The 12720-nt window shown below is 67.9% G+C and carries 7 protein-coding genes; all 7 read right to left on the reverse strand.

Annotated features, from left to right (window positions below; translation table 11 throughout):
* Positions 1 to 17 precede the first annotated feature (17 nt).
* The 7 genes from KAK07_RS13665 to KAK07_RS13695 all read right to left on the reverse strand — a co-directional run bounded on the left by KAK07_RS13665 (position 18) and on the right by KAK07_RS13695 (position 12699).
* Positions 18 to 4769 carry a glutamate synthase-related protein gene (locus tag KAK07_RS13665; RefSeq protein WP_210861362.1) on the reverse strand — a complete coding sequence of 1584 codons (4752 nt, stop codon included), beginning with the start codon at positions 4767 to 4769 and terminating at the stop codon, positions 18 to 20.
* Between the two features lie 159 nt (positions 4770 to 4928).
* On the reverse strand, positions 4929 to 5627 hold the full coding sequence (locus KAK07_RS13670) for a transposase (RefSeq protein WP_210861365.1): 699 nt from the start codon (positions 5625 to 5627) through the stop codon (positions 4929 to 4931).
* Between the two features lies 1 nt (position 5628).
* Positions 5629 to 6807: a deoxyguanosinetriphosphate triphosphohydrolase gene (locus KAK07_RS13675; RefSeq protein WP_210861367.1), complete on the reverse strand. Its 1179-nt coding sequence runs from the start codon at positions 6805 to 6807 to the stop codon at positions 5629 to 5631.
* The gene (gene aroB, locus KAK07_RS13680) at positions 6782 to 7861 is read right to left on the reverse strand and encodes a 3-dehydroquinate synthase (protein WP_247664362.1); all 1080 of its coding nucleotides are present in this window, start codon (positions 7859 to 7861) and stop codon (positions 6782 to 6784) included. Before aroB ends, KAK07_RS13675 begins: the two co-directional genes overlap by 26 nt.
* Positions 7862 to 7929: 68 nt before the next feature.
* Positions 7930 to 8478: a shikimate kinase gene (locus tag KAK07_RS13685; RefSeq protein ID WP_210854211.1), complete on the reverse strand. Its 549-nt coding sequence runs from the start codon at positions 8476 to 8478 to the stop codon at positions 7930 to 7932.
* A gap of 67 nt (positions 8479 to 8545) precedes the next feature.
* Positions 8546 to 10435: an autotransporter outer membrane beta-barrel domain-containing protein gene (locus tag KAK07_RS13690; protein WP_210861369.1), complete on the reverse strand. Its 1890-nt coding sequence runs from the start codon at positions 10433 to 10435 to the stop codon at positions 8546 to 8548.
* Between the two features lie 95 nt (positions 10436 to 10530).
* Positions 10531 to 12699: a type IV pilus secretin PilQ gene (locus tag KAK07_RS13695; protein ID WP_247664363.1), complete on the reverse strand. Its 2169-nt coding sequence runs from the start codon at positions 12697 to 12699 to the stop codon at positions 10531 to 10533.
* Positions 12700 to 12720 lie beyond the last annotated feature (21 nt).

The raw sequence follows: 12720 nt of genomic DNA on the forward strand, positions 1-12720 counted from the left end.
CTCGTGTTCGGGGCGGTTTACTTGGCGGCCGGGGCCTTGGCGGCCGCCTTGCTGCCCTTGGCCTTGCCGACGGCCTCGTCGGCTTCCTTGGCGGCGTTGATCTCGCCCAGCGCGCGCTTGTACTCGTGCGGGAAGACCTTGACGAACCGGCCGCGGGCCTCGGCCCAGCTGTCGAGGATCTCGCGCGCACGCAGCGAGCCGGTCCACTTGTGGTGGTCCTCGATCAGCTTCTTCAGCAGCGTCTCGTCAGCCTGTTCGCGGTGCCAGATGGCGCGCGGGATGCTGGCCTCCTGCTCGGCCGCCGGCAGCACCTTGTCCAGCGCGACCTGGGCGGTGTTGCAACGCTTGGCGAACAGGCCGTCCTCGTCGTAGACATAGGCCACGCCGCCCGACATGCCCGCCGCGAAGTTGCGGCCGGTCTTGCCCAGCACCACCACGGTGCCGCCGGTCATGTACTCGCAACCGTGGTCGCCCGTGCCTTCGACCACCGCCGAGGCGCCGGACATGCGCACCGCGAAGCGCTCGCCGCCCACGCCACGGAAGAAGGCCTCGCCGCTGGTGGCACCGAACAGCGCCGTGTTGCCGACGATGATGTTCTTGGTGGCGTCGCCGCGGAACTCGATCGAGGGACGCACCGCGATGCGGCCGCCCGACAGGCCCTTGCCGGTGTAGTCGTTGGCCTCGCCGATCAGGTACAGCGTGATGCCCGAGGCCAGGAAGGCGCCGAAGCTCTGGCCACCGGTGCCCTCCATCTGGATGAACAGCGTGTGGTCGGGCAGGCCTTCGGGGCGGTGCTTGATCAGCTCGCCCGACAGCATCGCGCCGACCGAGCGGTTGACGTTGCGCGCGTCCTCCATGAACTGGACCTTCTCGCCCTTCTCGATGGCGGCGCGGCTCTTCTCGATCAGCTTGACGTCCAGCGCCTTGCCCAGGCCATGGTCCTGGGTGTCGACATGGAAGCGCGCCACGCCGGCCGGCACCTGCGGCACGTGGAAGACCTTGGAGAAGTCCAGGCCCTTGGCCTTCCAGTGGCTGACGGCCTTGCGGGTATCCAGCAGGTCGGCGCGGCCGATCAGCTCGTCGAAGCGGCGGATGCCCAGCTGCGCCATGATCTGGCGCGCTTCTTCGGCGACGAAGAAGAAGTAGTTCACCACGTGCTCGGGCTTGCCCGAGAACTTCTTGCGCAGCACCGGGTCCTGCGTGGCCACGCCCACCGGGCAGGTGTTCAGGTGGCACTTGCGCATCATGATGCAGCCCTCGACCACCAGCGGCGCGGTGGCGAAGCCGAACTCATCGGCGCCCAGCAGTGCGCCGATGACGACGTCGCGGCCGGTCTTGATCTGGCCGTCGGTCTGCACCCGAACGCGGCCGCGCAGGCGGTTGAGCACCAGGGTCTGCTGGGTCTCGGCCAGGCCCAGCTCCCAGGGGGTGCCGGCATGCTTGATCGACGACCACGGCGAGGCGCCCGTGCCGCCGTCGTGGCCAGCGATGACAATGTGGTCGGCCTTGCACTTGGCCACGCCCGCGGCGATCGTGCCCACACCGACCTCGGACACCAGCTTGACGCTGATGTCAGCCTTCGGGTTCACGTTCTTCAGGTCGTGGATCAGCTGGGCCAGGTCCTCGATCGAGTAGATGTCGTGGTGCGGCGGCGGGCTGATCAGGCCCACGCCCGGCACCGAGTGACGCAGCTTGCCGATGTACTCGGAGACCTTGCCGCCCGGCAGCTGACCGCCCTCGCCCGGCTTGGCGCCCTGGGCCATCTTGATCTGGATCTGGTCGGCCGAGACCAGGTACTCGGTGGTCACGCCGAAACGGCCCGAAGCTACCTGCTTGATCTTCGAGCGCAGGCTGTCGCCGGCCTTCATCGCGTAGTCGGCCTCGATCTGCTTGTCGCCCACGACCTGCGACACCTTGGTGCCATCGGTGATGGCGATGCCCTTGAGCTCGTTGCGGTAGCGCGCCGGGTCCTCGCCGCCTTCACCGGTGTTGCTCTTGCCGCCGATGCGGTTCATCGCCAGGGCCAGCGTGCTGTGCGCCTCGGTGGAGATCGAGCCCAGCGACATCGCGCCGGTGGCGAAGCGCTTGACGATCTCGGCGGCCGGCTCCACCTCGTCGAGCGGGATGGCCTTGGCGGGGTCGATCTTGAACTCGAACAGACCGCGCAGCGTCAGGTGGCGCTTGCTCTGGTCGTTGATGATCTGCGCGTATTCCTTGTAGGTGTCGAACTTGCCCGAGCGCGTGCTGTGCTGCAGCTTGGCGATCGCGTCGGGCGTCCACATGTGCTCTTCGCCGCGGGTGCGCCAGGCGTACTCGCCGCCGGCGTCCAGCATCTCGGCCAGAACCGGGTCGGCGCCGAAGGCAGCGCGGTGGTTGCGCAGGGCCTCTTCGGCCACCTCAAACACGCCGATGCCTTCGACCTGCGTGGCGGTGCCACGGAAGTACTTGGCGACCATGTCCTTGTTCAGGCCGATGGCCTCGAACAGCTGCGCGCCGCAGTAGGACATGTAGGTCGACACGCCCATCTTCGACATGATCTTCGAGAGACCCTTGCCGATCGCCTTGACGTAGTTGTAGATCGCCTTGTCGGTGGACAGGTCGCCCGGCAGCTCGTCGTGCATGGCCGCCAGCGTTTCCATCGCCAGGTAGGGGTGCACGGCTTCGGCGCCGTAGCCGGCCAGCACCGCGAAGTGGTGCACCTCGCGCGCCGAGCCGGTCTCGACGACCAGACCGGCGGTGGTGCGCAGGCCCTCGCGCACCAGGTGGTGGTGGATGGCCGACAGCGCCAGCAGCGCCGGGATCGCCACCTGGGTGGGGCTGACACCGCGGTCGGTGATGATCAGGATGTTGCGGCCGCTGCGCAGCGCATCGACCGCTTCGGCGCACAGCGAGGCCAGCTTGGCTTCCACACCCTGGTGGCCCCAGGCCAGCGGGTAGGTGATGTCGATCTCGGCGACCTTGAACTTGCCGCCGGTGGCCGACTCGATGTTGCGCAAGCGCGCCATGCCCTGGAAGTCGAGGATGGGCTGCGACACCTCCAGGCGCATCGGCGGGTTCACCGCGTTGATGTCCAGCAGGTTGGGCTTGGGGCCGATGAAGCTGTTGAGCGACATCACGATGGCCTCGCGGATCGGGTCGATCGGCGGGTTCGTGACCTGGGCGAACAGCTGCTTGAAGTAGTTGTACAGCGGCTTGTTCTTGTCGGACAGCACGGCCAGCGGGCTGTCGTTGCCCATCGAGCCGATGCCCTCCTCGCCGTTGATCGCCATCGGCGCCATCAGGAACTTGATGTCTTCCTGGGTGTAGCCGAAGGCCTGCTGGCGGTCGAGCAGCGGCACGGCCGAGGCCGGCGCCGCTTCAGCGGCCGGGGTCAGGTCATCGAGCTTGACGCGGACGTTGTCGATCCACTGGCGGTACGGGCGGGCGCTGGCGTACTGCGCCTTGAGTTCCTCGTCGTCGACGATGCGGCCCTGCTCGAAATCGATCAGGAACATCTTGCCCGGCTGCAGGCGCCACTTCTGGACGACCTTGTTCTCGGGGATGGGCAGCACGCCCGATTCGGAGGCCATGACGACCAGGTCGTCGTCGGTGACCAGGTAGCGTGCCGGGCGCAGGCCGTTGCGGTCCAGCGTGGCGCCGATCTGCTTGCCGTCGGTGAAGACCATTGCGGCGGGGCCGTCCCAGGGCTCCATCATCGAGGCGTGGTACTCGTAGAACGCGCGGCGGCGCGCGTCCATCATCTCGTGCTGTTCCCAGGCCTCGGGGATCATCATCATCGCGGCCTGCGCCAGCGGGTAGCCGGCCATGGTCAGCAGTTCGAGCGTGTTGTCGAAGGTGGCGGTGTCCGACTGGCCCTCGAAGCTGATCGGGTAGAGCTTGGGCAGGTCCTCGCCCAGCACCGGCGACTTCATCACGCCTTCGCGGGCGCGCATCCAGTTGAAGTTGCCCTTGACGGTGTTGATCTCGCCGTTGTGGGCCACCATCCGGTACGGGTGGGCCAGCGGCCACTCGGGGAAGGTGTTGGTGGAGAAGCGCTGGTGCACCAGGGCCAGGGCCGAGACGGTGCGCGGATCCTGCAGGTCCTTGTAGTACTTGCCGACCTGGTCGGCCAGCAGCAGGCCCTTGTAGATGATGGTGCGGCAGCTCATGCTGGGCACGTAGTACTCGCGGCTGTGGGTGAGCTTGAGCTTCTGGATCGCGGCCGAGGCGGTCTTGCGGATCACGTAGAGCTTGCGCTCCAGCGCATCGGGCACGATGACATCGGCGCCGCGGCCGATGAAGACCTGGCGGATGATCGGCTCGGTGGTGCGCACCGTGGGCGACATTGGCATGTCGGTGTCCACCGGCACGTCGCGCCAGCCCAGCAGCACCTGGCCTTCGGCCTTGATCGCGCGCTCCATCTCCTGCTCGCAGGCCAGGCGGCTGGCGTGCTCCTTGGGCAGGAAGATCATGCCCACGCCGTACTCGCCCGGGGGCGGCAGCACCACGCCCTGCGCGGCCATCTCGGCGCGGAAGAAATCGTCCGGGATCTGGATCAGGATGCCGGCGCCATCGCCCATCAGCGCGTCGGCGCCCACCGCACCCCGGTGGTCCAGGTTCTCCAGGATCTTCAGGCCCTGCTCGACGATCGAGTGGTCCTTCTGGCCCTTGATGTGCGCCACGAAGCCGACGCCGCAAGCGTCCTTCTCGTTCGCCGGGTTGTACAGACCTTGCGAGGCCAGCGATTGGATTTCCTGGGGCGAAGCCACCCCGGCAGCGGCCTTGGTCATGGCGCACTCCTACACGTGATCAGGGATAACGCGAGGATACGGGCCTTCTCCCCCGGACTCAAGCAGATTTAAATGGTGTCAGACTCTATTAACTGGCAAACAGGTTGCCTTCCAGTTATTTATTGGTGTCAGACTCGATTAATGGCTTCTGCAAGCGGCTCATGCGCCGCTGGCGGGTTTGGGAGGACGCCCGCGGCGACCGGGTGTCAGTCGACGCTGGGTCTGCTGGGCGAGTGCAGCGACGAAGCGCTCGCCGCCCAGCACTCCGCCCTTGGCCAGTGTGTCCTGGAGAAAGCGCTCGCGTGCGGCGTCGAGCCCCTCCTCCAGCCAGCGCCGGTAGGCGGCCTCCCGCTCGAAGGGGGTGTTGCCCAGCAGCCAGAAGGCGGGATGGTCGGTGATCAGCGGGTCCTGATGCGCGCCAAGATGGTGCGCCAGACTGGACCAGCGGTAGCTGAGCAAGTCAGATGCCAGGCCGGCACGCTGCGGGTTCAGTTCCACATAGCGCTGGCAGGCCAGGAAGTAGCCCTCGGTGTCGACCACGCTGGTCTTGAAGCGCCCCTCCCACAGCGTGCCGCGGCGCTGGTGACGGTGGTTGAACCAGCCCACGTAGCGCCGCCCCAGGGATTGCATCGCCCGGCTCAGCGAGGCCTCGTCGGGCGGCGTGAGCAGCAGATGGATGTGGTTGCCCATCAGCACGTAGGCATGCAGGGCCAGGCGGTATTCGCGCATGGCGACCTGCAAGTCCTCCAGGAAACGCTCGCGGTCCAGGTCGTCCAGGAAGACGGGCTGGCTGTTGTGGCCGCGCTGGATCAGATGATGGGGCAGGCCGGGCGCGACCAGCCGCAGCGGGCGGCCCACCTCAGGCGCCCTCCAGGAACAGTTGCTGGCCGGTCAGCCGCTGGTGCTCGCGGCGGGCGTAGCGGTCGGTCATGCCGGCGATGTAATCCGCCACGCCACGCGCCACGTCGGCCTCGCGGCGGAACTCCGGGGGCAGCAGCGCGGGATCCGCCATGTAGGCCGCAAAGAGATCAGCGACGATGCGGCGGGCCCGAGCCGTGCTGTCATTGACCTGCGGATGGCGGTACAGCGCCGCGAACAGGAAGCGCTTGAGCGCAGCGCTGTCGTGGCGCATGGCATCGCTGAAGCCGATCAGCCCCCGGCACTGGCGTGCGGCCCAGGCATCGGCCGGCTGGGCCGCGCCCAGCGCCGCCTGGCTCGCCCCGATCACGTCATAGACCTGGGCCGACAGCATGCGGCGGATCGTTTCGGCCAGCAGGCGCCGCGGCGGCATGGCCGCCAGCCCGGGGTGTGCCTCCAGCGCCTCCTGGCAGTGGCGGTCGACCAGCGGCACCGCGCGGGCCTGCTCCAGGGTGATCAGGCCGGAGCGCACGCCATCGTCCAGGTCATGGGCGTTGTAGGCGATCTCGTCGGCGAGGTTGGTCAGCTGCGCCTCCAGGCTGGGCTGGGTGCCGTCCAGAAAACGGCGCCCGACGCCGCCAGGCTCCTGCTGCTCCATCGCCGTGGCCAGCGGCAAGGGGCAGCGCTTGAGGATGCCTTCGCGGGTCTCGAAACACAGGTTCAGGCCATCCCATTCGGGGTAGCGCTGCTCCAGCCGGTCGACCACACGCAGGCTTTGCAGGTTGTGCTCAAAGCCGCCCCAGGGGACCATGCATTCGTCCAGCGCGTCCTGGCCGGCGTGGCCGAAAGGCGTGTGGCCCAGGTCGTGGGCAAGGGCGATGGTCTCGACCAGGTCTTCATCCAGGCGCAGGCTGCGCGCGATCGAGCGGCCCAGCTGCGCCACCTCCAGCGAGTGCGTCAGCCGGGTGCGGAACAGGTCGCCTTCATGGTTGATGAAGACCTGGGTCTTGTAGACCAGACGCCGGAAGGCGCTGCTGTGGATGATTCGGTCGCGGTCGCGCTGGAAGTCGTTGCGCGTGGGGGCCGGCGGCTCCGGACGGCGCCGGCCGCGGCTCAGTGCGGCCTGGCTGGCCCAGGGTGCCAGGCCAGCGGTCTCAGGCACACAGGGACTCGATGACATCGGCCACCAGCGCATCGGGGGCGGGCCGCACCACGGCCCGGCCCAGACCGTCGATCAGCACGAAGCGGATTTCACCGGCACTGGCCTTCTTGTCGACGCGCATGTGCTGCAGGTACTCCGCCGCGCCCAGCCGTGGCCCGCGGATCGGCAGGCCGGCGCGCTGCAGCAGGGCCTCCAGTCGGGGGCGCAGGTCCGGCGCGCACAGGCCCAGACGCGCCGACAGTTCGGCCGCCATCACCATGCCGGCGGCCACGGCCTCGCCATGCAGCCAGACACCAAAGCCCAGGCCGGCCTCGATCGCGTGGCCAAAGGTGTGGCCGAAATTGAGGATGGCGCGCAGCCCGGCTTCACGCTCGTCAGCACCGACCACCTCGGCCTTGATCTCGCAGCTGCGGGCGACGGCGTGGGCCAGTGCGGACTGGTCACCGGCGCGCAGGGCCTCGATGTTCGACTCCAGCCAGGCCAGGAAGCCGGGGTCATGGATCGGGCCGTACTTGATGACCTCGGCCAGACCGGCCGAGAGCTCGCGCGGCGGCAGCGTGGCCAGGGTCGACAGGTCGCACAGCACGCGCAGGGGCTGGTAGAAGGCCCCGATCATGTTCTTGCCCAGCGGATGGTTGATCGCCGTCTTGCCGCCCACCGAGGAATCGACCTGCGACAACAGCGTGGTGGGCACCTGCACGAAGGGCACGCCGCGCATGTAGCTGGCCGCGGCGAAGCCGGTCATGTCGCCAATCACGCCGCCGCCCAGTGCATAGAGCACTGTCTTGCGGTCGCAGCCCTGGGCCAGCAGAACGTCGAAGATCCGGTTCAGCGTCGTCCATTCCTTGTGGGCTTCGCCGTCGGGCAGCACGATGGCCAGCACCTGGGCGTGGCGGGGGGCCAGCGCGCGCTGCAGGCGTTCGGCATAGAGCGGCGCCACGGTCTCGTTGCTGACGATGACCGCGGTGGACGAACTCGGCAGGCCCTCGAAGCTCTCGGCATGGTCCAGCAGACCGGCGCCAATGCAGACGTGGTAGCTGCGGTCCCCCAGGTCAATCGCAACGCGCCTCAACTCAACCCCCTCGATGGCATGTGGCCGGATCGGCCGGACCCGCAGTGTACGCGGCTGCCTGGGGCGCCTCAGCGGCGATGCGGCGGCCGGTCGGCCGGGACCACGCCGGCCAACTCCAGCTGGGACAGCAGCAGCCGCACCAGGGTGGGCACGCTGGAGCGGCCGGTGTCCAGCGTGTAGCTGGCGACGTCGCGGTACAGCGGGTCGCGTTCACGGTAGAGGTTGCGCAGCCGGGTCAGCGGGTCGCCGCCTTGCAGCAGCGGGCGCTGCTGATCATGGCGCAGCCGGCGCGCCAGGTCTTCCGGCGACGAGCGCAGGTACACCACCGGACCCGCCGCACGCAGCACGGCGCGGTTGGCCTCGCGCAGCACGGCCCCACCGCCGGTGGCCATCACCAGGGGGCTGGCGCCAGCCGACTGCGCCAGTTCGGCCAGGGTGGACGACTCGATCGCCCGGAAGCTGCCCTCGCCCATGCGCTCGAAATGGGCGCGGATGGACTCGCCGAGGCGATGCTCGATCTCGATATCGGTGTCGACAAAACGCCAGCCGAGTTCGCGCGCCAGTTGGCGCCCGATCGTCGACTTGCCGCTGCCGGGCATGCCCACCAAGGAAATCATCGGTCTGGATGGAACTGCGGCGGCACCTTTCGGAGCCGCCGCAGGGTCAGAGAGTGCGCAGTAACGGTCAGTTCTTGTTGGTACAGACCGCAGCCTGGCCATAGGGGCTCAGCTGGAAGGGCGGCGAGGCCGAGGTGTTGTTGATCACATCAGCCGGTGTCCACAGCCAGGCCGACTTGGCGACCGTGCCTTCCGTGCCGCTCACACCGGTGGCGGTGACCGACAGGACCATGTTGACCCACGAGGCCGCTTCCTGCTGGTACTCCACCTTCACCACCGCACGACCGCTGGTGTCGGTCGTCCCGCTGACCACGGACACGACCACATCGGCCTTGCGCGGCTCCAGCGACTTGCTGTTGTTGATGTCCTCGCCGGTGTCCAGCGCGCCATCGCGGTCGGTGTCCTCGTTGGTGCACTGAGCCGTCACGACCTGTACCCACTTGCCGCCCGAGACCACGTAATTGCCCTTGCGATAGTCGGTCAGATCCACCGATGCGCTGATTGACACGCCCGGCATCGGCGCCCCAGCGGAGTCGGACACCAGCACGCCGAAGCGCTTGATGTAGGTGAGGTTGGTATCGCCGACCTCGATGGTTTCGTTGGTGCCCAGGCTGATCGAGATCGGGGTGCTCGTGACAGTCGCCGTGGTGACGACCGAGTTCGGGCAGGTACCCAGTGCGAAGTCCTGCGCGCTGTAGCACGCCCGGATGGTGAGGCCATCCGTGGGGCTGGACTTGGTCCCGGGGATGTAGGAGGTCTTCACCGCACCGTCGCTGCCGGTGTAGAGCATCGACGTGCCATTGGCGAATGTGCCGCCGACGTTGTTCACATCACCGCTCAGGTCCAGACGAACCCGCATGTTGGCGATGCCCTTGTTGCTGGCATCGAGGAACAGCACCCGCACCTGCGCCTGGTTGGTCGTCTTGCCGGCCTCATTGACCGCCACGGTGCGGGGCTCCATCGTGACCCGTGCCGCGTCCACCGTGCCGATCGCAGGGGGCACGGTGCCCGTGGTCTGCACCTGGACGGTCGACACCGCCGTGGTGCCACCCGCCGTCGCGGTGAACACCACCGAGGTGTTGGTCGACGGCGCCGTGTAGGTGTAGATGAACGAGCCGATCGTGTCGGTGGTACCCACCACCGTGGCAAAGCCGGGCGCCGAGATCGAGATGCTCTGGCCGACCATGGGCAGAGAGTTGGCGTCGGACAACTGGTAGCGGATGATGTTGCCCGACGAGCCGGTCGAGACCGCGCTGGCAAAGGTGGCGCTGAGGTTGGCACCGGTGACCTGCACTGCGGCGGTCTTGGTGATGGCGCCACTGGTGGCCGACAGCGTGAAGGCGCGGTTGGCCTTGTCGCTGCCGATCGTCACCTTGGCCGTCAGCGTGCCATCGCTGCCCGTGACCGTGCCGGCCGGGGTGATGATGGCGGCGGGGTCGTCAACAGTGATCGTCACCGGCGCTTCGGCCACGGTGTTGCGCTTGGCATCGACCGCGGTGACGGTCAGCGTGACCTCGTCGCCGCCAGAGTTGTCGATGGCGCTGGACGACAGGGCCATGACCAGGTCGCCCACAGCCACCTGGCTGTCGGTCACGCTGATCGAGGTGCTGGCGCTGCGGCCGCCGCTGGAGGCGCTGACCTTGATGGCGCCGACCGCCGTGGTGCTGGAGGACTCGACCGTGGCAGTGACGGTCCCGTCGGAGCCGGTGGTGCTGCTGGCGGTGGTGACCTTGCCGCCGTTGTCTGCGGTGACGCTGACCGTGGCGCCCGACACCACCTGGTTGGACGAATCCACTGCCGTGACGGTGACGGTGACCGCCACCGGCGCGCTGAGGTCGATGCTGGTGGCGGCGCTGGTCACGGCCACACGCACCTCGGCCACCGTGCCGTCACCGGTGCAACCCAGTGAGCAGGTGCCGGGATCGCCGCCTCCCCCGCCGCACGCGGCGAGACCCATGCTCACCGCCAGAGCGGTTCCCCAGGCTCGCAGTCCTCGCATCGCCTTCTCTCCCATCATGTCCATCTCTCAGAGCCTCAAGGTGCCTGGTGCACTCAACGCGCGCCGGTGCGATCGGTCACCACCTTCGGGGTGATGAAGATCAGCAGTTCGGTGCGGTTGCTGAAGCGCACCCGGTTCTTGAACAGGTTGCCCACGAAGGGGATGTCGCCCAGGAATGGCACCTTGTTCACTTCGTCGCTGTCGTTCTGGGTGAAGATGCCACCCAGCACCACGGTGCCGCCGTTCTCGACCAGAACCTGGGTCTTCGCACGCTTGGTGTTGATCACCGGGCCCGCGGTGGTGGTCACGCCACGGCTGTCCTTGTAGACAGCCACGTCGAGCAGCACGCTGCCTTCCGGCGTGATCTGCGGCGTCACTTCCAGACGCAGGCTGGCCTTGCGGAACTGCACCGAGGTGTTGCCCGCGGTGGAGGCGACCAGGTAGGGAATCTCTTCGCCCTGCTCGATCTCGGCCTTGATCTGGTCCGCGGTGATGACGCGCGGGCTGGAGACGATCTTGCCCTTGCCCTCGGCCTCGAGGGCCGACAGTTCCAGGTTCAGGAAGCGGTTGGCGGTGGCGCTGAACAGCGTCAGCGCGATGTTGGCAGCCGCCTCGGTGCTGATCGAGCCGGTGTTGGCCGGCAGGTTCACCACCTGGGTGTTGTTGTAGCTGGTGGCGGTGTTGGGCGTCTGGCCGGTCTGGATGCCGGTGTTGACGTAGTTGCCGCCGATGCTGACGTAGTTGCCACCGCCCACGCTGTAGCCGGGCACGCCACCGCGCAGGCCGCGCAGATCGGCCACGCCGAGCTTGGCGCCCAGCGCACGGCCGAACTTGTCGTCGGCCTCGACGATCCGCGCCTCGATCAGCACCTGGCGCACCGGGATGTCGATCTTGGCGATCATCTGCTGCACCTCCTCCAGCTTGGAGGGGATGTCGGAGACGAAGAGCTGGTTGGTGCGCTGCTCGAAGAGCACCGAGCCGCGCGGCGACAGGATGCGCGTGGCGTTGTTGCCCCCGCTGCTGCCCGAGCCCGCGCCACCGCCACCGCCGGTGCTGGTGCCGATCAGCGCCTTGGCCACGTCCTCGGACTTGGTGTAGTTCAGCTGGAAGGCCTGGGTACGCAGGGGCTCGAGTTCGGCGATCTTCTTCTTCGCCTCGAGTTCGACCTGCTCCTTGGCCGCCAGTTCATCCTTGGGCGCGATCCACAGCACATTGCCGGACTTGCGCATGCCCAGACCCTTGGCCTGCAGGATGATGTCCAGCGCCTGGTCCCAGGGCACGTCTTTCAGGCGCAGCGTGACGTTGCCGCTGACGGTGTCGCTGGTGACGACGTTGAAGCTGGAGAAATCGGCGATGACCTGCAGCAGCGAGCGGATCTCGATGTTCTGGAAGTTCAGCGAGAGCTTGTCGCCACGGTAGCCAGGGCCCTGCGAGAGCTTGTTCGGGTCCTGCTTGAGCGGGCGCACCTCCAGCACGAACTGGGTATCGGTCTGGTAGGCGCTGTGTTCCCAGGCACCCCGGGGCTCGACCAGCATGCGCACGCGGTCGCCCGACTGCGTGGTCGACACCGACTGCACCGGCGAGCCGAAATCGGACACATCAAGCTTGCGACGCAGGCGCTCGGGCAGCGTGGAGCGCAGGAACTCGACCACCAGGTTCTGGCCCTGCTGGCGCAGGTCGACGCCCACCTGGGTGTTGGCCAGCGACACCACCACCCGACCCGCGCCATCGGGGCCGCGGCGGAAGTCGATGTCGCGGATCGCCAGTTGCTCCTGGTTCTGGCTGGCAGCGAAGGACGGCTGGGCCGGCGTGCCGGTGGTGGTCTCGGCCGACGACATGGCCGCGCCGTCAAGCAGCACCAGCAGCGTGTTGCCCTGGACCTGGGTGCGGTAGTTGGCGGACTGCTTGAGGTGCAGCACCAGCCGGGTGCGCTCACCGGCGCTGGCCACGCTGACACTGCGCACATTGCCCTGCGCCACATCCACACTGGAGCGGCCCAGGCCATTGCCGACGCCGGGCAGGTCGATGGCCACCCGCGGCGGCGACTGGATGACGAAGCCACCCGGGTTGCCTGCCAGGGGTTCGGTGAGCTCGATGCGGACGACGTCGCTGCCGCCCTGCTGGGAGGCGGTGATCGAGCGGACCAGGTTCTCGGCACTGGCCAGACCCGACCAGAGCATCCCTGCCACCAGGACCAGCGCAGCGCTGAATCGACTCCTCATCTTGCGTGACTCCAACCCGTT

It is taken from the genome of Ideonella alba (assembly GCF_018069875.1).
Taxonomy (GTDB): domain Bacteria; phylum Pseudomonadota; class Gammaproteobacteria; order Burkholderiales; family Burkholderiaceae_C; genus Ideonella; species Ideonella alba.